20 protein-coding genes are annotated in these 20,379 nt (G+C 39.9%); 4 read left to right on the forward strand and 16 right to left on the reverse strand.

Going from position 1 to position 20,379, the window contains the following annotated elements; genetic code table 11:
* Positions 1 to 73 precede the first annotated feature (73 nt).
* The 8 genes from fliJ to AC1HJP_RS08885 all read right to left on the reverse strand — a co-directional run bounded on the left by fliJ (position 74) and on the right by AC1HJP_RS08885 (position 8,535).
* Positions 74 to 517, reverse strand: a complete 444-nt coding sequence (gene fliJ / locus AC1HJP_RS08850; RefSeq protein WP_480361491.1) for a flagellar export protein FliJ — start codon at positions 515 to 517, stop codon at positions 74 to 76.
* Positions 517 to 1,848 (reverse strand): flagellar protein export ATPase FliI, encoded by a 1,332-nt coding sequence (gene fliI, locus AC1HJP_RS08855; protein ID WP_480361492.1) that lies wholly within the window; start codon positions 1,846 to 1,848, stop codon positions 517 to 519. Before fliI ends, fliJ begins: the two co-directional genes overlap by 1 nt.
* 18 nt (positions 1,849 to 1,866) lie before the next feature.
* On the reverse strand, positions 1,867 to 2,685 hold the full coding sequence (fliH, locus tag AC1HJP_RS08860) for a flagellar assembly protein FliH (RefSeq protein ID WP_480361493.1): 819 nt from the start codon (positions 2,683 to 2,685) through the stop codon (positions 1,867 to 1,869).
* A 3-nt stretch (positions 2,686 to 2,688) separates the two neighbouring features.
* A complete protein-coding gene (fliG, locus tag AC1HJP_RS08865) occupies positions 2,689 to 3,732 on the reverse strand; it encodes a flagellar motor switch protein FliG (RefSeq protein ID WP_480361494.1) in 1,044 nt (347 codons plus the stop codon).
* Positions 3,725 to 5,431 carry a flagellar basal-body MS-ring/collar protein FliF gene (fliF, locus tag AC1HJP_RS08870; protein WP_480361495.1) on the reverse strand — a complete coding sequence of 569 codons (1,707 nt, stop codon included), beginning with the start codon at positions 5,429 to 5,431 and terminating at the stop codon, positions 3,725 to 3,727. The genes fliG and fliF overlap by 8 nt, the downstream gene beginning before the upstream one ends.
* A gap of 21 nt (positions 5,432 to 5,452) precedes the next feature.
* On the reverse strand, positions 5,453 to 5,791 hold the full coding sequence (gene fliE, locus AC1HJP_RS08875) for a flagellar hook-basal body complex protein FliE (protein WP_058029194.1): 339 nt from the start codon (positions 5,789 to 5,791) through the stop codon (positions 5,453 to 5,455).
* 201 nt (positions 5,792 to 5,992) lie between these two features.
* On the reverse strand, positions 5,993 to 7,402 hold the full coding sequence (locus AC1HJP_RS08880) for a sigma-54-dependent transcriptional regulator (RefSeq protein WP_480361496.1): 1,410 nt from the start codon (positions 7,400 to 7,402) through the stop codon (positions 5,993 to 5,995).
* The gene (locus tag AC1HJP_RS08885) at positions 7,399 to 8,535 is read right to left on the reverse strand and encodes a sensor histidine kinase (RefSeq protein ID WP_480361497.1); all 1,137 of its coding nucleotides are present in this window, start codon (positions 8,533 to 8,535) and stop codon (positions 7,399 to 7,401) included. The genes AC1HJP_RS08880 and AC1HJP_RS08885 overlap by 4 nt, the downstream gene beginning before the upstream one ends.
* 231 nt (positions 8,536 to 8,766) lie before the next feature.
* Here AC1HJP_RS08885 and AC1HJP_RS08890 point away from each other — a divergent pair, with 231 nt between their 5' ends.
* Complete coding sequence (locus AC1HJP_RS08890) at positions 8,767 to 9,372, forward strand: DNA-3-methyladenine glycosylase I (RefSeq protein ID WP_480361498.1); 606 nt, start codon at positions 8,767 to 8,769, stop codon at positions 9,370 to 9,372.
* Positions 9,373 to 9,456: 84 nt separating this feature from the next.
* Here AC1HJP_RS08890 and AC1HJP_RS08895 read toward each other — a convergent pair whose 3' ends face one another.
* Both AC1HJP_RS08895 and AC1HJP_RS08900 read right to left on the reverse strand, forming a co-directional pair.
* A complete protein-coding gene (locus AC1HJP_RS08895; RefSeq protein WP_480361499.1) occupies positions 9,457 to 10,899 on the reverse strand; it encodes a sigma-54 dependent transcriptional regulator in 1,443 nt (480 codons plus the stop codon).
* 155 nt (positions 10,900 to 11,054) lie between these two features.
* Complete coding sequence (locus tag AC1HJP_RS08900; protein WP_480361500.1) at positions 11,055 to 11,831, reverse strand: flagellin N-terminal helical domain-containing protein; 777 nt, start codon at positions 11,829 to 11,831, stop codon at positions 11,055 to 11,057.
* Positions 11,832 to 12,053: 222 nt separating this feature from the next.
* Here AC1HJP_RS08900 and pseB point away from each other — a divergent pair, with 222 nt between their 5' ends.
* From pseB to AC1HJP_RS08915, 3 genes are read left to right on the forward strand one after another with little or no spacing between them, the layout of a single operon-like run.
* Positions 12,054 to 13,055: a UDP-N-acetylglucosamine 4,6-dehydratase (inverting) gene (gene pseB / locus AC1HJP_RS08905; RefSeq protein WP_480361501.1), complete on the forward strand. Its 1,002-nt coding sequence runs from the start codon at positions 12,054 to 12,056 to the stop codon at positions 13,053 to 13,055.
* Positions 13,052 to 14,200 (forward strand): UDP-4-amino-4,6-dideoxy-N-acetyl-beta-L-altrosamine transaminase, encoded by a 1,149-nt coding sequence (pseC, locus tag AC1HJP_RS08910; RefSeq protein WP_480361502.1) that lies wholly within the window; start codon positions 13,052 to 13,054, stop codon positions 14,198 to 14,200. Before pseB ends, pseC begins: the two co-directional genes overlap by 4 nt.
* The gene (locus AC1HJP_RS08915) at positions 14,197 to 15,081 is read left to right on the forward strand and encodes an aldo/keto reductase (protein WP_480361503.1); all 885 of its coding nucleotides are present in this window, start codon (positions 14,197 to 14,199) and stop codon (positions 15,079 to 15,081) included. Before pseC ends, AC1HJP_RS08915 begins: the two co-directional genes overlap by 4 nt.
* 17 nt (positions 15,082 to 15,098) lie before the next feature.
* On the opposite strand, the gene AC1HJP_RS08920 is transcribed toward AC1HJP_RS08915, so the two are convergent.
* Genes AC1HJP_RS08920 through AC1HJP_RS08945 form a run of 6 tightly spaced genes read right to left on the reverse strand, consistent with a single transcriptional unit; the run spans position 15,099 to position 20,379 of the window.
* Positions 15,099 to 15,836, reverse strand: coding sequence for a WbqC family protein (locus tag AC1HJP_RS08920; protein ID WP_480361504.1), 738 nt, complete (start codon positions 15,834 to 15,836; stop codon positions 15,099 to 15,101).
* Positions 15,833 to 16,477: a class I SAM-dependent methyltransferase gene (locus tag AC1HJP_RS08925; protein ID WP_480361505.1), complete on the reverse strand. Its 645-nt coding sequence runs from the start codon at positions 16,475 to 16,477 to the stop codon at positions 15,833 to 15,835. Before AC1HJP_RS08925 ends, AC1HJP_RS08920 begins: the two co-directional genes overlap by 4 nt.
* Positions 16,455 to 17,414 (reverse strand): DegT/DnrJ/EryC1/StrS family aminotransferase, encoded by a 960-nt coding sequence (locus AC1HJP_RS08930; protein WP_480361506.1) that lies wholly within the window; start codon positions 17,412 to 17,414, stop codon positions 16,455 to 16,457. Before AC1HJP_RS08930 ends, AC1HJP_RS08925 begins: the two co-directional genes overlap by 23 nt.
* A complete protein-coding gene (locus AC1HJP_RS08935) occupies positions 17,378 to 18,049 on the reverse strand; it encodes a class I SAM-dependent methyltransferase (RefSeq protein ID WP_480361507.1) in 672 nt (223 codons plus the stop codon). The genes AC1HJP_RS08930 and AC1HJP_RS08935 overlap by 37 nt, the downstream gene beginning before the upstream one ends.
* Entirely contained in the window at positions 18,042 to 19,004 is a 963-nt protein-coding gene (locus AC1HJP_RS08940; RefSeq protein WP_480361508.1) for a hypothetical protein, read from the reverse strand. Before AC1HJP_RS08940 ends, AC1HJP_RS08935 begins: the two co-directional genes overlap by 8 nt.
* Positions 18,997 to 20,379, reverse strand: a complete 1,383-nt coding sequence (locus AC1HJP_RS08945) for an NAD(P)-binding protein (RefSeq protein ID WP_480361509.1) — start codon at positions 20,377 to 20,379, stop codon at positions 18,997 to 18,999. Before AC1HJP_RS08945 ends, AC1HJP_RS08940 begins: the two co-directional genes overlap by 8 nt.

Consider the following 20,379-nt stretch of genomic DNA (forward strand, 5'->3'; position numbering starts at 1 on the left):
CAGAGCGGCAAACGTAAGCCGCATTCGTATTAAATTCTATAATCTGTAAAAACCAAGCAATATTTAAGCCAAGCTAGCTTGCAACACGTCTCATAAATATATTCGTGGCGAACTCGTCTAACATTTTTTGCTCAGCTTTATTTTCTTTGGTTTGCTTTTCAATGGCTTTCTTTTCCATCAACTTAGCAATCGCCTTAGTTTTCGCTTGTTGAGCTAGCCAAAGTTTTCGGCGCTGCTCTTCAACTTGCTTCGCCGTTCTCACCGTTGTTGCTTGCTGATTTATCGCCTCTTCAATTTTATTAATGAAAGAATTGTACTGTTTGATACTTTCACAGCTCATACCTTGTTTGGCTCTGTTATGAAGCTGTTGACTATACTCCAATCGAAAGTCGTTTAGGCCCTGAAGTTTTTGTTGGTTACTAACAAAGTTTTGCTGCGCTTGCACATAATTAATGCGTAAGTTCTCTTCTTTATCGGTCTCAAGTTTGAGTAATAAGTCTAATTTATTTTTCGCCATTAGCCTTGTCCTAGTAACTGTGCGAGGCCTTGTAAGCACTCGTCATAACGCAATACGTCTTTCATACCTTGCTGCAAGAAACCATTCACTTGCGGCATCATTTGTATAGCTTGATCTAGCATAGGGTCGCTCCCCTGTTGATAAGCACCTAATGTGATCATGTCTTTGTTTTGCTGATACATTGAGTAAACTTGTTTTAGCACTCGCGCTTGCTGCATATGTGGCTCAGAAACAACTTGTGGCATAACACGGCTAATGGACTTTTCGATGTCTATCGCCGGGTAATGGCCGCTGTCAGCCAGTTCACGAGATAAAACAATGTGACCGTCTAGAATTGCACGCGCTGAGTCGGCGATGGGGTCTTGCATGTCATCACCTTCACTTAAAACAGTGAAGAATGCCGTGATAGATCCTTGCCCTTCACCTCCATTACCTGCCCGCTCCACCAGCGCAGGGAGTTTTGCAAATACCGAAGGCGGGTAGCCTTTTGTGGCTGGCGGCTCTCCGACTGCCAATGCTATTTCACGCTGAGCCATAGCATAACGTGTCACGGAATCTAAAAGTAATAAGACATTTAAACCTTGATCGCGAAAGTACTCAGCTATAGTAACTGCACTCTCGCAGCCTTTTAAACGCATTAAAGGAGAAGCATCAGCAGGAGCCGCAACCACAACCGAGCGACGTCTACCTTCTGGGCCTAAGATTTCATCAATAAATTCTTTTACTTCGCGGCCACGCTCCCCCACCAAGCCAACAACAATGACATCCGCCTCACTACCACGAGTCATCATGCCAAGCAAAACTGACTTACCCACACCGCTGCCCGCAAATAACCCCATACGTTGGCCTTGCCCAACGGTAATTATTGAGTTAATTGCACGCACACCCACATCCATAGGTTGGCTGATTGGACGTCTCGCCAGTGGGTTGATTGGATCTTGTGCAAATTTAAGATAATGCTCAGCTTCAATAGCACCTAAACCATCTAATGGCCTACCAAGACCATCAACGACTCGACCTAAGAGGCACATGCCAACTGGTAGACCGGTTTCGTTTAACTGGGGGATCACTCGGGCACCTGGTAATACGCCAGAAATATGATCGTTTGGCATGAGATAAAGTGTATCGCCGTTAAAGCCAATCACTTCGGCATCGACAAAACCGCGAATGGTTTCGATTTTACATTGACTGCCAACAGGTGCACTCAAACCTCGCGCTTCGAGGGTTAACCCTACCACGCGAGTCAAGCTGCCAGCAACGGGCGTAGCAAATGGCTTAATGTGTTTTTGATAGCGTGTTAAACGCTCAGCTAAAGGGCTTTCTAGACTCATGCATGATAATTTCTGGTATTAGATACCACTATCATGCAAAAACTTTTCCATAATTTCGTTTAGTCGTGTTTTAAGTGTCATATCTATTGAAGACTGGGCAGTTTTTACTTCACAACCGCCTCTGTCTAATGTTGGTTCAGCCACCAGTTGCCAGTGCTGTTGTTGAAGGTGTTCAACGCCATAGGCTTCTTCTACTAAACTTAGGTCTTCTGGATTCAAGTGAATTTTTACCGCTTGCTCTCCCATAGGTAAAGCATCAATGGCTTTTTTGAGCGCAACTAAAATAAGCTCAGGATGAGTTTGCAACTCTTTAAACACCACTTGCTCCGCCAATAATTTGGCAAGGTGAACAAGTTGCTTCTCTACCGTTTCATCGACCTTATTTAAAGGCGCTGCCATACCTTCAATTAATTGACCTAAGTACTGCAACTTTTCTTCGATCAAAGGCTTGGCATCGTTCAAACCTTGCTCTTTACCTATTTCTAAGCCTTCTTTATAACCCGCTTCTTTTCCTTCTGTGACGCCTTTATCGAACCCTTCGATATAACCTTGTTCATGACCTTGCTTAATGCCTTCTTCATAAGCGTCTTGACGGATCTGCTCAAGCTCTTCAAGCGTCAGTGTAGGGAACTCTTCTGGCTCTTGCGTTTCTGGTTCGTCTTCCTGCGTATGCTGCTGTTTTTGATAAACTTGCTCAAGTGGTTGCCCAAATGCCGTAGAACGGCCTGAAAACTTAGTCGGATCTTCGCTGACATCCGGAATAGGCCAGCTCTTTAACAATTCATCAATGGCTTCGCCTTCAACCGGCCTGCCTTTATAAAACTTTTTATCACTCATCGATTATAAGAACTCTTCACCGCCGCCGCCACCCAGCATAATCTCGCCTGAATCAGCAAGGCGACGAGCTGTAGATAAGATTTCTTTTTGTGCGGCTTCTACTTCACTGATACGCACTGGAGGCATTGCTTCAAGGTCATCCGCCATCATCTCAGCTGCACGTTTAGACATATTACCTAGGATCTTATCTTTCAATGCATCGTCAGTACCTTTGATTGCTTTCATCAATACATCCTGTTGTACTTCACGTAGAATAGCCTGAATACCACGATCTTCGACATCCAACAGGTTCTCAAATACAAACATCAGATCTTGAATTTGCTGTGACATCTCTTCGTCATGTTCACGGATTGAATCCATTAACTGACCTTCAACATTGGTGTCTAGGTAGTTCATGATATCTGCTGCCGCTTTTAAGCCGCCCATTTTCGCAGCTTGCGCACCGGCTTGACCTGCGAACTGTTTCTCCATAATCTCGTTTAGTTCTTGTAGTGCAGCTGGCTGAACTTCTTCTAAGTTCGCAATACGCATTGTCAAATCTAAACGGACTTTTTCAGGGAATTGCGACAAAATTTCGGCGGACTGTTCTGGCTCTAAATAACTTAAAACAATGGTTTGGATCTGCGGGTGCTCGTTACGAATAATATTAGCAACCTGCTTCGAGTCCATCCATTTCAATGAGTCTAGACCTTTAGCTCCAGAACCCATGACAATTTGGTCAATAAGGCTTGCTGCTTTATCTTCACCTAGTGCTGCTGTGAGCGCTTTTTTGATAAAGTCTTCAGATTGGAAACCTATGGTACTGAAGCTTTGGATCTGCTCAATAAAGAGGTTATGAACCGCACTGATCTTAGCTTGTGAAAGATCATCTAAGGCTGCCATAGCCATACCGACCTTCTGCACTTGTTTTGGCTCTAGGTGCTTTAAAATTTGTGCGGCATCTTCTTCTGTTAAGCTCAGTAATAAGATGGCGGCTTTATCAACTCCATCGAGCTTCTCAACATCAAAAGCTGCAGGGAGCTGTTTTTGTTCTTCTTCGTTACTCATCTTCCGTTAACCACGCTTTCACAACTTGTGATGATAATTCTGGTTCATTGGCTACAAGCGCTCTTACTGCTTTCAGTAAGTCTTCGTCGCCGTGTAAGTCTGGTAATTGTAAAGTACCATCTGATGAGAAGCCAACTGCTGATGAATCAAACTCATTATTCAGCATATCTAACGTGCTATCACCTAAGTCTACGCCCGTTGTTAACGCATCTTCATCAAAGTCTTCTAGAGTGTCATCTGGGTCAATCAGGCGTTTCAGCATTGGACGAACAACCGCTAGAATAAGCACGATAATAACCAAGGCACCAAGCGCAAGACGGATTGTTTTCATAAACCAATCTTGTTCCCATAGCGGCAGATCAGCTTGCTCAATGATATCTTCACGCACGAATGGGACAGTTACAACTTCTAACGCATCACCACGTTGCATATCAAAGCCCACACCACCTTGTAGCAGACGACGAATATTCATCAACTCTTCTTGGCTACGTGGCGCCATTGTCATATTGCCTTCTTCATCTGCTTTTGGCAGATAATCTACTGCCACAGACACACTTATACGACGAATAACGCCTGTTTGCTGACGCTTATGGCTGATGGTTGTATCTAATTCATAGTTACGAGTAGCTTCTTTTTGTGAACGAGAAGGCGATGAACCTTGACCGTTAGTGCCACCTGCAATCTCAGGAATATTTGAATTAACTGGTGGTTGGTTCGATAGCGCGCCAGGAATACCTGCGGTAATACCACCGATGTTGCTTTCTTCAAAGGTCGTTTCGCTTCGTACTGCTGGTAAATCAGGGTTATAACGTTTCTGTGTTTCTTCAACCGCACTGAAGTCCATGGTTAAATCTACTTGTGCGGTGTATTTACCTAAGCCCACAACAGGAATAAGGATGCTATCAATTTTTTCTAAATATTCTTGTTCACGCTTACGTTCAATTTCATATTCTTTACGCGAGCGTGCAGCCAGTGAGTCTTGAGAACCTGAGTTTAACAAACGACCGTTTTGATCTGTAACGGTAACACGAGCAGGCTCTAAACCTTGAACTGCCGAAGCCACGATATCAACAATTGAGTCAACTTCTTCACCGCCAAGCGTTCTACCACGCTTTAGCGTAATAACCACGGTGGCCGAAGGCTTTTTCTCGCGACGTGCAAACACATTCTCTTTTGGAATTGCTAACAATACTTTGGCACGATTAATATCTTGTAGCTCTTCGATTGTACGCGCTAGTTGCTGTTCACGACTATGCTTAAGGCGCTCGCGCTCTAAGCGCTGGCTCACACCAAAGCCCATGTCTTGCATCAAGATATCTGTGCCAGAACTCGGCGCTTGTGTGAAACCATCACGAGCCATTTGTAGTTTTATGGTTTGGTAATCAGTTTCGGCAACCATAATGGTGTTGCCATCAAGTTCATAGTCAATTTTCTGAGCATCAAGAAAGTCTAGCGTTTGCACTAGTTCTTCGGTTGGGTACTGGCCCAGTGGGCGCATATCAGGTTGGCGTGCCCAAATGATAATTGCAATTGCTATTGCCAAACAAATAGCTAAAGCAATGATAATAGTCACCTGGCGAAGCATATCAACGCCACTTAATGCGCTTAAATATCCCGACTTTTGCTCTTGCTGCTCTTCTGAGCCAGCGCCAGCAGTGCCATCGGTTAAAGTCAGATCGGTTGATTGATTCGTTGCCACGGTGCTACTCCACTACCCAGATTAAACTGGCATATTCATGATTTCTTTATAAGATTCTACAAGTTTATTTCTAACTTGTACCGTTGCTTCGAAAGCCACTGATGATTTTTGTGATGCTATCATGACTTCGGCAAGTGAAACACTTCTATCACCCATCTCTAGTGCAGTTACTTTTGATTTAGCGTCTTTTTGTAAACCATTAACTGTATTAATGGCATCTGAGAGTAAGTCACCAAATTGTGCCGATGATGTCGCCGCTGTTTTTTGCACTGCAACTTCATTGGTTTTAATGGTATTTCTTGTTGCCTCTACTGCCAGAGACTGCATTTCTTGATAAAGAGAGTTTGGTTGGATTTTCATAACACCCACTCCAATAAAAATATATAACCTGTAAAAGCACAAAGCGTGCCACAAATTAACTTATTATTTTCAGTGTGTTAAGTTCATTTAATGTGAGTCGATTTTTTGACAATAATACCAATGCTCTTAATTAAGTGAGTTATTTAAAGGATTGGTATTAAAAAAGAAGCCAAGATTTTGGCCTCTTTCAGAGTAGAAAAATTACGCAGGTAATGGGATCCCCATATCGCGCATTTTAGCGAGTTTATAACGCAAAGTTCTTGGGCTCATACCTAGTACCTCAGCAACGTCTTTACGCTTACCATTACACTTATGAAGCGTATCTAGGATAATTTGATGCTCTTTATCTTGTAATGTCGCTTTATAATTTGCAGCATCATAATTTTCTGTGTCACTGATTACAGGCTCAACTTGTCGCGCCTGTTGCTCCACATTGATCTGTGGCGACACTTCTGTATTCCTTGAGCTTGTAGATATTAAACTCGGCTGATAGTTTTCAATAAAGATATCTTCACCATGTACAATATCGCCCTGCTGCAAGATCAAAGCACGTTGAACCACATTATCAAGCTCGCGAACATTACCAGGCCATGAATGTGATAATAGCTTTTGCTTTGCGCTATCGCTTAATTGCACTGCTGGCTTACCTGCTTTGCTAGTATGCCTTGCTAACAAATGCTCAGCTAACACTACAATATCACCCGGACGCTCATGCAGGGGCAGCCACATCAGAGGAAAAACATTCAAGCGGTAATATAAATCTTCTCTAAACTTGCCTTCAGCTACCGCCTCTTTAAGATCACGGTTACTAGTCGCCAAAACTCTGACGTCTAAGTCGATAGTTTTTCTACCACCCAAGCGCTCTACTTCTCGCTCTTGCAACACGCGAAGGAGTTTGGCTTGCAAGCCTAAATCCATTTCAGTAATTTCATCTAACAAAATAGTGCCTTTTTGAGCTTGTTCGAATTTACCCGGACACGCTTGAATAGCACCTGTGAACGCACCTTTTTCATAGCCAAACAAAGTAGCTTCGAGCATATTTTCAGGAATAGCCGCACAATTAATGGCTACAAAGGCTTCATCTTTACGCTCTGATTTATCATGAATGAATCGAGCCAAGACTTCTTTGCCTGAACCGCTCGGCCCGAGCACCATCACACTGGCATCAGATTTCGCGACTTTATTAGCAAGTTCCAGTAACTGAAGACTTTGTGGATCAGCAACCACAGGGCCCTCTGTTTCTTTTTCTTTTGCAGGCATATAACGACTAACCATATTCAATAGTACTTCTGGCGCGAACGGTTTTGCCATGTAATCAATGGCACCTAAACGCATCGCCTCTACAGCATCGTCAATGGTTGCGTAAGCTGTCATCATCAGCACAGGTAAATCTGGGTAGTTAAGCTTAATGGTTTTGAGTAAATCCAAACCGCTCATTGCACCCATTTGTACATCACTAACCACAATAGAGAAGGTTTGCTTTTTCAAAAGCATCACCGCTTCTTCGGCAGAGCTCGCCTCAACCGTATCAAAACCTGAGAGTTGAAGTGTATCGATTAATGCTTCTCTTAACCCTGCATCATCTTCAACAACTAAAATTGAATGACTCATACAACCTCCAATTGCTCTGTACTGAATGAAATTGGCAGTAATAAACTAAAACACGCACCGCCTTGCTCATTATTGGTGACTTCTACTTTACCTTTGTGTGAGTTAGCCACTGAGCTAACAACCGCTAAACCTAGGCCTGTGCCTTGGCTTTTTGTAGTAAAGAAGGGTTCAAATATCTTTTCTGACAGCGATAAATCGACACCAGGGCCATTGTCAGACACTGAAATTCTCACTCTTTCTGACTCTTCATCACGCGCTGCACTTAATGTGATATGGGCATTTTTACCAATCACTTGAATGCTGTTATGAATTAAGTTTTGGATGGCACTGGCGAGCGCTGTTTTATTGCCTAAAATCTCAATGTCTGGTTCTGGTAAATTTACTTCAAGCTCACTGCTATTCATCGCCACCATGGCATCAGCACCCGCTTTCACTTCACTAAGCAGTTGCTGCATAGACACTTTTTCGATCACTTGCTGCTCACCGCTTTTTGCAAACAACAACATATCGTTTACTTGCGATTCGAGATCTTTCAATCTAGACATCAGCTTTTCATGAAAACGTGAACGAGATGCTTCAGGCACTTTATTACTACCTAAATTGGCGGCATACAGCATAGCTGCTGAAAGTGGCGTTCTGACTTGGTGTGCTAGCGATGCAACCATTTTACCTAGAGAGCTCAAACGCTGCATATGTGCCATACGTTTCTGTAAACGACGAGTTTCTGTTAGGTCAGTCATTAAAATTAATTGACCAGGCTCTGGCGCAAGTGCGGTAATATCAAGCTTGATCAAACGACCGTCTCGCAATGACACTTCGTGTCCATCGTCTTGTTGTGGGCTAAAAGAGCGCTGAATGATATTAAACCATTTCTCACCTTCTAGCGGCTCACCCAACATATCAATGGCAATTTGATTTGCTTTGGCAATCATGCCTTGACCATCGAGCACCACAACACCAGCAGGCATAGTATCAACTAGGTGACTTAACCAACTTGCTTGTTGACGTAAGTCGCTTAATTCCCCCACATAAGCCTCCTGCAGTAAACATGGGTTAAACTCTAAATCAGGTCGACGACTTAGAGGCGTTACTGGAGATAAATGTGATGTCTGGGCTAATTGTGCTAGTGCCATAACGTTAATCTCAAAACTTTAAACTAACCGAACAAAGCAGGTTGTGTGCCAAAGTTAAAAACCCTTTACTTTCAATACCTAAAATAACAATTAGACTCAATTTATTAAGTGTTACATTTTTGACACTGTTTTTTTATACAGCTTTATATATACTCTTTTTATACTCGTACCAATCCTCTTAATTAAGTGATCTATTTTGAGGATTGGTATCAACCAACAGAGATACAAAAAATGTGCACACGCTGCCTTTGGCTAGACGAAACAAAACCAGATTATGTTGCTTATCATGATGAAGAATGGGGCATCCCAGTATTTGACGACCAAAAGCTATTCGAGTTTATCACCTTGGAATCCGCACAAGCAGGACTGAGTTGGTACACTATTTTGAAAAAGCGCGATGGCTACCGAGCTGCTTTTAAGAATTTTGATGTTGATAAAGTTGCAGCTATGACAGATGAAGATGTAGAACGTTTAATGACTGAGCCAAGCATTGTTCGCAATAAATTAAAAATTGCGGCGACAATCAATAATGCCAAGGCATTTATAAAGATACAGCAAGAGTTTGGTAGCTTCGCGAAATACCAATGGCAGTTTGTTAATAATAAGCCGATCGTGAATCAAATACATAGCAAAGAAGATTACCCAGCCACCAGCGAGATCAGTGAAAAGTTTGCCAAAGATTTAAAGAAACGCGGGTTTAAGTTTTTAGGTCCAACTACAGTATACGCGCATATGCAAGCGTGTGGCATGGTCAACGATCACGATAATGCCTGCTTTAGAAAGCAAGAAACCATTGATTTATATTGCGATAAAGATTTTGCAAAAGAACTTGTGTAGAAAATAAAAGGTGTAAAAAATAAAAAGCGCATATTAAACGCGCTTTCTACTTTGAATTACAGATTAACCTGCCATGTTCAATACTCAGTCTTTATTTAAATTATACTTTTTCATTTTTTCTACGAGCGTTGTACGACGTACACCTAGTATTTCCGCTGCACGGGCCACCACGTAGTCGTTTCGCTCTAAAGCTTGCGTAATTAAACTCACTTCTAATTCAGCCAAGTACTCTTTTAATTCAATACCTTCATCTGGCAACAGGCCGAACTGATTTGAAGAGTCATTGAACCCAGAGTCAAACTCAACCGACTCTTCATCATAGTCGCTAAAACCACTACTAAATAATTCGTTAAATGCATCTTTCTCAAGCAATTCTTCGGGATACTCAGGTTCAAACGCTTCAACTTCAATATGTCGATACTTAGTCGGCAAGTCAGTGACGTCGACCACCTTTTCAGGAAACATTATCACCATACGTTCGACAAGGTTAGCCAGCTCTCGAATATTACCAGGCCAAGGGTGGGCTTTAAGACTCTCAATTGCACGCTCTGTAAACTTAGCTGTGCTGCCGCTTTGCTCATGCACTCGACGCATAAGCTCGTTTAATAGCAGTGGAATATCATCTGCGCGCTCATGTAAAGAAGGGTTTTCGATTGGGAAAACATTTAAACGGTAAAATAAATCTTCACGAAACTTACCGTCTTCTATCATGATCTCTAAATTTCTATGAGTCGCAGCAATGATTCGAACATCAGCCTGAATTGCTTTTGTGCCACCCACTCGCTCATAACTGCGTTCTTGCAACACTCGAAGCAACTTCACTTGCATTTGCAAAGGCATATCACCAATTTCGTCTAGGAATAAGGTACCACCTTGAGCGAGTTCAAAGCGACCTTTTCGTGCTGAAATCGCCCCTGTAAAAGCACCCTTTTCATGACCAAATAATTCGCTCTCTAATAAGTCACCAGGAATAGCACCACAGTTAACCGGTACAAATGGCCCTGTGCTTCTTTTAGATAAAAGGTGAACATTTCGTGCAACGACTTCTTTACCTGTGCCTGATTCACCTAAAATCAATACATTGGCATCAGTTTTCGCAACTTGTGAAATTAAAAAACGAACCTGTTTAACCGCTTCAGTTTCACCCACTAAACCATCGAAACTCTTACCTGCTGTGGCATCAGCTTTGTTAGGTAGCATTCGAAGGTATTGCTGAGAATCATGCAATAATTGCATGGTCACATCATGAATAAACGGCTCTGAGATTAAGCCAATAACATTAGCGAGGTCTAAAAGTGGTTTGAGCGTTTCGCCTATTAACAAAAAAGGAGTCGCAGGAGAGGCTTTAATGACTTGTTCGTGATCAAGCTCTGCAAGGGCACCTAGGACGACTATGGCATCTTTAGTCTTAGACATCTCTTTCTGAAAACCACTTTCAGAAACCATTTGCGCAGGTTGCCCCACAAAGTTGAGAGCAGCTGATAAGCCATTCGCGCGATTATTATTGTTATCTAAGATTAAAACCATTTAAGGAGTCCAATGCTTCTATCAATGTGACTTAATAAAAGATTGTAAGGGAGTATGTCAGGGATGCAATACCTAAGTGGCAAGTTTTTGACTCTATCGCCAAAAAAATGCCACTGAGCATGAGATATATCAATACTTTGTTATTAAAAGATTTATTAACTTAATAACTTATCGATCCCATTTGGTAATGCGTTTGATTGCGCTCTTAATGCAATATCAACATCTAGCTTAAACTGAGACGCAACGCCTTTTGCAGATTCTAATGCATAATCTGTACTTTCAATACGCTCTTGGCCTGCGGTCGACGCAAGCTGTGTTTCTCTATTTGAATCAATTGATTGATAAATCGAGTTTGAGAAACTAGCCAAATCACTTTGCTGATCATTTACGCTCTCTCTAAGCTCTTTAGCTAATTCAAGAGACTGACCCGCTTTTAGTTGAGATGATACGTCCAAGTTAGACAGTTGATCCAACACTTGAGAAACATCGACAGACAGAGATTGTGTTTCTCCTTGGTTTGGTGAAACTTGGAATTGGGTTGACTCCCCCGAAAAAACTGGTTTACCTGCAAAGTTGGTAGACTCTATTGTTTGCGCTATACCAGCTTGAAGTTGAACAACTTCAGATTGAATTGCACTTCTATCACTTGCGGATAAAGCACCATTATTGGCTTGAATAGCGAGGGCTTCAACTCGGTTTAAGTTATTTGTAACGCTTTGTAATGCCCCATCAGCCACCTGCGCAAAAGATACGCCATCATTTGCATTTCTTATTGCAACTGCACTGCCATTTTGTTCAGCAATAACGCTTGTAAGGATTTGAATTGCAGCGGCATCATCTTTTGCTGAATTGATCTTTTTGCCAGAAGCAAGTTTCTCAAAACCACTTTCTAGGCGATTCGTGTTTATAGTATTAGGTGAACTGATTTTCATATTGACTCCAAACAACATATAAAATCAGTTTTAAGTGTAGTTGAGGTGTTCAAACTATCATCAAATTAAGCCTAGTTTCTTAAATCCTGTTATTTAATATGCTATTTAGTTTTCATATAAGCTAAAGTATTGTTTAATTGTCAGGTTATTCTAAATCAACTTCGCGCAAAGGCTTTCGCAGCGTTTAAAGTGTAAAGATCTAAGTGCAATGGGTAAAAATCAATGTTCAATAATTCAACCATTTTAATCACTGGCGGTACAGGGTCATTCGGCAAGAAATATGTGAAGACCTTGCTTGAACGTTATAAACCTAAAAAGATCATCATTTTCTCCAGAGACGAATTAAAACAATTCGAGATGCAACAAGAATACAATGCACCATGTATGCGCTATTTTATTGGTGATGTAAGGGATAAAAATAGACTCATTAGAGCTATGAATGGGGTAGATTATGTAATTCACGCAGCAGCGTTAAAGCAAGTACCGGCTGCTGAATACAACCCTATGGAATGCATTAAAACTAATATAAATGGTGCTGAGAATGTAATTGAAGCAGCCTTGGATAACAACGTAAAAAAGGTCATAGCATTATCAACTGATAAAGCAGCAAACCCTATAAATCTTTATGGCGCAACCAAACTCGCGTCTGACAAATTATTTGTCGCAGCGAATAATATTGCTGGTGGCCATAAAACCACTTTTTCTGTAGTTAGATATGGAAACGTTGTGTGCTCTAGAGGTTCTGTAGTTCCAGTCTTTGAAAAATTTATCAATGAAAAGTTAGATCACATACCAATTACTCACCCTGATATGACTCGCTTTTGGATAAGCCTTCAACAAGGTGTTGATTTTGTTTTAAAGAATTTTGAAAGAATGCTTGGCGGAGAAATCTTTGTCCCTAAGATCCCTTCAATAAAAATCACAGATCTTGCAAAAGCTATGGCACCAAATTTACCCCAAAAAATAATTGGTATTAGGCCAGGTGAAAAATTACATGAGGTAATGTGTCCATCAGATCTCTGTTTTGACACCTACGAATATGACGACCACTTTGTAATTGCTCCTGGTATAAAGTTTAGTAGTAGAAGTAATGACTTTACTATTAATGCAATTGGTGAAAAAGGTAAACCTGTTAATCCTGGCTTTGAATATAATTCCCTTGATAACCCTCACTTTATGACTGTTAAAGAAATCACAGACTTTAACAACGAGGCCTTGAAATGATCCCATATGGCAAACAAGATATCTCTGATGCAGATATTCAATCTGTTGTCGAAGTTCTAAAATCCGACTTTTTAACTCAAGGCCCAAAAGTCCCCGAGTTTGAGACACTTGTTGCCAAATACTGTTCTGCAGAATTTGCTGTTGCTGTTAACAGCGCTACCTCAGCATTACATATAGCATGCTTATCTTTAGGTGCGCAAAATGGTGATATTGTTTGGACTTCACCTATTTCTTTTGTCGCATCTGCTAACTGTGCTCTCTACTGTGGCGCTGAAGTAGACTTTGTTGACATCGATATAAGTACAGGAAATATGTCTGTCACTGCACTAGAAGAGAAGTTAAAAATAGCAAAATCTAAAGGTCGGTTACCAAAAATAGTTATCCCGGTTCATTTAGCCGGCCAAAGCTGCGATATGGCAAGAATTCATGCTCTATCAAAACAATATGGTTTTTATATTATTGAAGATGCCTCACATGCCATAGGAGGAAGCTATCAAGGCCACAAAGTTGGTAGCTGTGCTTACAGTGATATTACAGTCTTTAGTTTTCACCCTGTAAAAATTATCACATCTGCAGAAGGTGGGATGGCATTAACCAACAATTATGATATTGCTCGAAAAATGAAAAAATTTAGCTCACATGGTGTTACTAACATCACTGAAGAGCTACAAGAAGTCAGCCATGGCCCATGGTACTATGAACAACAATCGCTCGGTTACAATTATCGTATGACTGAGTTACAGGCAGCATTAGGAATAAGTCAATTAGAACGATTAGATAAATTCGTGAAAAAACGTAATTACTTGGCTAAGCAATACGATACTCTTTTACCTGGTAACTTACTCCACCTTACCCAAAATTCAGCCACTGAAAGCGCTTACCATCTTTATATAGTTAAGTTAGATGAGCAAGTCTCAAATTCACAAAAAAAAGTTATATCAACACTAAGAGAGCGCGGTATTCAAGCGCACCTACATTATATTCCTATACACTTTCAGCCTTACTATCAAGCACTTGGTTTTGAAAAAGGTGATTTTCCGAATGCTGAAGCTTATTACTCCAAAGCAATCACTCTACCTCTTCACCCTAACTTAACTGAGCATGAGCAATTATTTATTATTGATACGCTCCGAGGCTTACTATGAGACTCGCATTAGGAAGTGTGCAATTTGGTTTGAATTATGGCGTAAGCAATCAGCAAGGAAAACCTAACCTAAAAGAAGTGGAAAAGATTTTAAAATTAGCTGTTAATAATCAAATTGACGTTATTGATACAGCTTATGCTTATGGTAACAGTGAGCAAGTTTTAGGAAAGCTGCATGCGCTCACGAAGCATTATCGCATTGTTACTAAGCTGCCTCCTTTTAAAGGTGAGGCCTTTAGTCAAGATGACTGTGAGGGCTACCTTTCCCTTCTAGAAAAAAGCTTAGCTAATTTAAATACAGATAGCTTATATGGTGTCATGTTTCATGCAGCACAAGATATCAAAAAAGAAGGTGCAATAAGTTTATGCCAAGCTTTGAATAAGCTCAAAAATGATAATATAGTTCAAAAAACAGGTGTATCACTTTATAGTCATGGCTGCTTTGACGAACTGCTAAAGCATGAGTTCATCGATCTAGTTCAGATCCCGTTTAATTGTTTTGATACTTTTTTTAAAGATTCAGGCTACTTAAAAGGGTTTAAAAAAAACAACGTCGAAATACATGCTCGCTCATGCTTCTTGCAAGGTCTTTTACTAATGCAGTTGAAAGACTTACCCAGTTACTTTTCACCTTGGCACAAACAGTTAGAAGAATTTACTCATATTGCTCAACAACATTCTATTTCGAAGCTTGAGCTGGCCATACTGTACACATTAAACGAACCTCTCATAGATAAAATTGTAATAGGTGTAAATTCTGAGCAACAGCTTGAACAAATTTTAGAAGCTTATGGCAAAATGTCAGATGCTGGCATTTGCGACCTACCCGTCTTAAGTTCTAAAGACCAAGCTTTGACAAATCCAGCACACTGGAAACTGTAATAATACGGTTCACTTTACTAATAAAACGACTTGTAATGTATTGAAGGCCTGTGCCCACTTTTAATAACTGACTTAGTTTGTTCACTCCCAAGATTCATCAAAGCATCTAAAACCCCTAGATGAGAAATAAAAGGCTCATACAGCTGCGAATATTCAGGGTGTTTATAGTTTTGATAGTATACGTCAACTCCGGCTCTACCAAGTGCCCCTCCAGGGTTATGTTTTTCAATATAACCCCTTGCCCCAAGCGGGGATAGATAAGTACCTGCAGAATAATGAGCACATAAGTTTGCCAAGCGTACGTCTTTCTCCCCTTCAATATCTAATATATGAGAAGTACGCTCTATGGGCGTATTTATCTCTAACCGTTTTAAAAATAACTTAATCAAACCAATATTAAAATCTGCTAAATTGTCACTGCCATTGAAGTAATAATGCTTTAATTCAGAAAAGAACTCTGCAAAGAATGGGGCTTTCCGGTAGTTCATCTCTATTGATTTAAGGTGCTTTTTTCGCCAAGGGTGTCCTGTTTTAAACTTTGTCTCACTAATGATGCTCTCCATACGTCCATTTGGTGTAGATACTACCTGGCTGAGCATTAGCTCACCTTGAGCACTTTTAATTCGATTCCTCACATGCCAATCACTTTTTTCTAATTTTACATCGTCGAGAAACACAAACCTATCAGCACTATCAATCAAATCAAAGTACCCTATCCAAGGCATATAAGTAGGCTGCATGACGGTCAATATCATGGTAAGTCACCTTCTTTTTTCAAAACCATTGTAAACTCATAGGGAAAACCATCCGGCTTAGTCACATAGTCGTGTTTTAATTGAACAAATGGCGTTAAATGACTCTTAACATGATGAAATAGTTTAATTGGATCAACATAGAAAAGCGTATCCTCTTGATACTCAACATAGGATGAGAGCGCATTGAATATAACTGTATGATTCGCAACAGCAAAAGCCTTCTCAAGCGTTTTCATTAAAAAAACCTCATTGCAAGTAAGCACATTGTTAAAAATGCCACTCATTGCCACCACATCATATCCCTGTGGAAAATCTGCTTCTAAAAGGTTTAATTCGTAAAACTTGCTGAGTTTATCTTCCATAAACACTTGATTGTTCCTAGAAATAAACTCAGTTACAAAATCACATCCCAAATAATGCCCCTGATGACTGTTTTGCCTTAAATACACTAAAAAATCAGCTAGGCCGCACCCGAGATCCAGCACACTACTTTGATTATCAATAAATTCATGGAAAATTTTGAATCGTACATTTTGAGCACTCCGAGATACATGCTGAACCGAAGCTGGGGTATCACCATGCTGTTTATAGAGTTGCTGATAATAAGCTTTCAATTGCTCAGGCGTCATCATTAAACTCATTTATAATCTTTGCCATAATATTTATTTCTTGCTTTGAGATTTGGGGCTTAACAAACAAATTAATAATACTTTTTCCAATATAATCAGCATTTGGCACCTGACTATTCGTAAGCAGTGCCCCTAAACTTTGGTAATGACATGTAAAAACCTGATTTCGCTCTTTAGCAAACTCAATAAATTTTGCGCGTAATGCCGGCTCGATCAATAGGGGGTAACGCCAATAATTGATACTATATGGCATTGATAACTTTCTAAATAATGGATTACTAATCAACTTATCAACCTCAAGTACATTCTCAATACGTTGTTTTGTGGCCGCAGCTAATAACTTCACTTCATCTGCTATCGCTTTCAAATCATTTGCCTGGTTGGGAAATTGAAAAAAGATATTTTTTTCTAAAATTCTGGTCCCATTTTGTGCATGTAAGTCATCTTTAAATAATATTGCTCCACCCACTCCATGAGCAATCGGCTTATCATATCCAAAGCTAATAACACTTATATCTGCAAAACTTGCAATTGGGCGTTCGTTCACTTGTCCGCCATAAGCCAAACATGCATCCTCAATGACAATGATATCTCTTAGTTTCGAAAATCTGATTATATTTTCAATATCGCAAACTCGTCCGTAGGCATGGACGGCCAATATAGCTGCAGTATTTTTATTTATTACTGCTTCAATATGGGATAAGTCACTATTTAGAGTATCAGGGTTTACATCTGCTAAAACAGTCTGATAGCCAGCCATTTGTAATGCATACATGACGATTGGACAACAGCTTGCAGGTATAATAACTTGGCTGCCGAGTGAAACACCAGCAGCTTGCAATGCAAGAATAATCGCCACACTACCTGAACGCGTTATCAAGCTATTTGGCATATTAAACTGTTCTTGAAGAGCTATTTTAAGGTGATCTTCAGGTCTTTTCGGTACCATGACAATGAAAACTCACTCGGTTGTTCGATGATATCTACAAATGCAACATTTGGCTGCTGCTCAAGCCATTTCTTCAAACTTGAAATATCAATGAAGAGCCATTGGGAATATCGGTGGATTACAGGTAATGATGCTTCAATTGTTAGGTCACTACCAGATTTTATGGACTCTTCGAAACGACTATCAAGTAAATCCCCTATTAAAATTATTCCCTTCGAGTCTGTTACGGCAATAAGATTTGTTAAAACCTGTTTAACATAATTTAAGTCAGGAAAATAATGAAAAATACTATAACTTAAAACGCGTTGAAAGGGTCCATCAAAGGGAATTTCATTTGCTTCGCCTTGCAAAAATGTACTTTCTGGTGAACGCTTCTTTGCTTCAGAAATCATTTTTTCGGCAAAGTCCATTCCATAGATATGTTTAGGTTTAACGTTCAATCTTGATAATAAATAAGCATTTCCACAGCCCACATCCAAAAGTCTCTCATCACCTGTAAGCTCTAGGTTTGAATTAATATTATCTACAAGCAAAGTCCATATATCATTTTCAGCTAATCGTGCAACCTGCTTCTGAACATTACTGTCGTGCGCCTGAATATGCCAAGCTTGCTTTTTTTTCTCAATATCAGACATCTAACACCTGTTCAATCGACTTGACCAGAGCCTTTAATGATTCAGTATTATAATACTGGCGCATATGCTTCAGTTGCATTTTAAGCTCTTCATCGCTTAAAAAGGCTTTCAAATTTTTCATGAGTTCCTCAACGCTTATCTCTTCAGCTAAACCAAGATCAAAGCAAAGTTTCTGTTCTGCTAGAATAATTGTATCGTCTCTTTGTTCTGTTGTCTGTGAGATTGCCGCATTTGGCAGAAGACAGAAACCTGATTCATACTTGACAGAGCCACCTCCATTGATGACCACATCATGTGAGCTATAGTACTCAGCAATATTGTTAACGAAGCTTTTATAACGCAAGGTATTATGCTTTAAAGCCACATTGGGCTTATTACCCGCCAACACTGTAATTTGTGCACCAACAAGTATTTGGTCTATCGCCATGAGCAAAGTATCAGTGATGGAAAATCTGTCTGACGCACCTATAATAAGCAGAACATTCGTCACTTTAGATATCTCATGCTCTTTTTGAAGTTTATTTTTTCTTATTTGTTTGAGGTTAGGACTGAAAGGAAAAAACTGAGCGCCTAAAATGTGTTTATTACTTGAATTTACAAACCTTTCCGCACACACCCTGGCATTTATAATTAGGTCGATAAACTCGAATCTATAACTGTCAAAATCATCTACAACTAGTAGATTTGCACACTGCTTTTTTAACGTAAACAAGCTAGCTTCAGTTTGCTGGTAACAATCAACTATTACGGCTGTACAGTCATCTAAGTTTAAAGCTCTTAAAATCGAGAAACCAGCTTTCTTTACTCGATCAGATGCTTGAGTATTTAAATCCCCGAAAAAAAAAATTTCTAGGGCATTTTCCGCCAATCCTCCAGCTATAGTTAAGCATCGAGACAAATGTCCAAAGCCGACTTTTTTATTACCGTCACATATAAAAACAAGTCGACTAATCATTTATGGAACCAAATTTATTTGTAATGCTGTTATAGGTATCATTCAAAATATCATTTAATAGCCACAACTTACCCCCAAAACGCCCTGACACCATAATATTCTCAGCTATGTTATGTAATAACTCAAACTGCTGTGTAACATGTTGCGAAAACTCATGAGTCGGTACTGGGAAAGTGTTGTGAATAGTTTGCCTTGATGAAGAAACAATGTTTGAACTCGGATCGATCAATTGCATAGCAATAAGATCCGAAAATATTTTACTCTCACAAATCGAATCTGCCTGCTCCGCATCACTTAATACTTCAGCAGTTATTGAGTTCTTCTTTGTGTCACTTAAATTTGGATACAATGTTATACGAAATATTTCAGAACTCGAATCCCAATTCCACAAATAATGAGATTCTGTATTTAGTAAAGGTTTATCAAGCGTAAAATGGAATATATTTGCTGTGCGAAGTTTTGGGCGATAGCTATTTAGGTCATTAGTCAAAAACTTTAAAGCAAAAGCTGGTGGAGCACTCCAATATACCCAATCACATTGAAAAAGATCTTTTCCATTGATTTGAATTTCGCTTATCTGCTTATTTTTTGTTTTTAAACCGGTGATTTTTGCGTTATTTACAATATGTACACCACTATCAGTCACTTTTTTGACTAAGTCGTCAATCCAATATTGACACCCTTTTTCTGATTTTGGATAAAAATATAAAGGTTCTTCAACCCCTTCTTTACTCATCCAAGCTTGATAATCACTATGAGTATGGAAGCCAAGTCTGGAAGCATAAACAGGCAGCTCCTTGAGTGCAGTTGTCATTGCTTGATCTAGGGCTAACAATCGAGTGGCCCCAAAATAGTTAATGCTATTTTTTGCAGTAAGGTTTGTATAGTCCTCTTGTGAACCATATAACTTATCAATGACGGGCTTTACTAATTCATTAAAGAATACATCCCCTATTGAATTTTTACAGTAATCCTCAATGTTTGTATCTGAAGGCAAGGCAGTGTTAGAAACTAACTGACCCAAGCCCCTCTCATATTTATCTCTGTCAAGCTTTCTCGCATCTATTGTCTGAGTCTCTAAATCCCAAGAGCCCTTAAAATAGTTCCCTGTTTTCAAAACTGGGATATGATGCCAGTTAGCTACTCTTGACTCTGCAGATCCAAACAAAAACTTGTCCAACAGCTCTACGCCTGTTGGATTTGGAATGTGTGTCCCCTGATCATAATAATTATTTTTACTATCCTGAACAGAGTTTAATAAACCCCCACACTTCTGTGCATGCTCGATTAAAGTAACATTTTGCCCTTTCTTCTTTAGCAGATAAGCTGCTAATAGGCCACAAACCCCTCCACCGACTACAACACTATCACTCAT

The organism is Pseudoalteromonas sp. NFXS53, assembly GCF_056629255.1.

Bases quoted from the DNA above. Each gene is read 5' to 3' on its own strand.
- fliJ (WP_480361491.1), bottom strand. From the start codon at position 517: ATGGCGAAAAATAAATTAGACTTATTACTCAAACTTGAGACCGATAAA.
- fliI (WP_480361492.1), bottom strand. From the start codon at position 1,848: ATGAGTCTAGAAAGCCCTTTAGCTGAGCGTTTAACACGCTATCAAAAA.
- fliH (WP_480361493.1), bottom strand. From the start codon at position 2,685: ATGAGTGATAAAAAGTTTTATAAAGGCAGGCCGGTTGAAGGCGAAGCC.
- fliG (WP_480361494.1), bottom strand. From the start codon at position 3,732: ATGAGTAACGAAGAAGAACAAAAACAGCTCCCTGCAGCTTTTGATGTT.
- fliE (WP_058029194.1), bottom strand. From the start codon at position 5,791: ATGAAAATCCAACCAAACTCTCTTTATCAAGAAATGCAGTCTCTGGCA.
- AC1HJP_RS08880 (WP_480361496.1), bottom strand. From the start codon at position 7,402: ATGAGTCATTCAATTTTAGTTGTTGAAGATGATGCAGGGTTAAGAGAA.
- AC1HJP_RS08885 (WP_480361497.1), bottom strand. From the start codon at position 8,535: ATGGCACTAGCACAATTAGCCCAGACATCACATTTATCTCCAGTAACG.
- AC1HJP_RS08890 (WP_480361498.1), top strand. From the start codon at position 8,767: ATGTGCACACGCTGCCTTTGGCTAGACGAAACAAAACCAGATTATGTT.
- AC1HJP_RS08895 (WP_480361499.1), bottom strand. From the start codon at position 10,899: ATGGTTTTAATCTTAGATAACAATAATAATCGCGCGAATGGCTTATCA.
- AC1HJP_RS08900 (WP_480361500.1), bottom strand. From the start codon at position 11,831: ATGAAAATCAGTTCACCTAATACTATAAACACGAATCGCCTAGAAAGT.
- pseB (WP_480361501.1), top strand. From the start codon at position 12,054: ATGTTCAATAATTCAACCATTTTAATCACTGGCGGTACAGGGTCATTC.
- pseC (WP_480361502.1), top strand. From the start codon at position 13,052: ATGATCCCATATGGCAAACAAGATATCTCTGATGCAGATATTCAATCT.
- AC1HJP_RS08915 (WP_480361503.1), top strand. From the start codon at position 14,197: ATGAGACTCGCATTAGGAAGTGTGCAATTTGGTTTGAATTATGGCGTA.
- AC1HJP_RS08920 (WP_480361504.1), bottom strand. From the start codon at position 15,836: ATGATATTGACCGTCATGCAGCCTACTTATATGCCTTGGATAGGGTAC.
- AC1HJP_RS08925 (WP_480361505.1), bottom strand. From the start codon at position 16,477: ATGAGTTTAATGATGACGCCTGAGCAATTGAAAGCTTATTATCAGCAA.
- AC1HJP_RS08930 (WP_480361506.1), bottom strand. From the start codon at position 17,414: ATGGTACCGAAAAGACCTGAAGATCACCTTAAAATAGCTCTTCAAGAA.
- AC1HJP_RS08935 (WP_480361507.1), bottom strand. From the start codon at position 18,049: ATGTCTGATATTGAGAAAAAAAAGCAAGCTTGGCATATTCAGGCGCAC.
- AC1HJP_RS08940 (WP_480361508.1), bottom strand. From the start codon at position 19,004: ATGATTAGTCGACTTGTTTTTATATGTGACGGTAATAAAAAAGTCGGC.
- AC1HJP_RS08945 (WP_480361509.1), bottom strand. From the start codon at position 20,379: ATGAGTGATAGTGTTGTAGTCGGTGGAGGGGTTTGTGGCCTATTAGCA.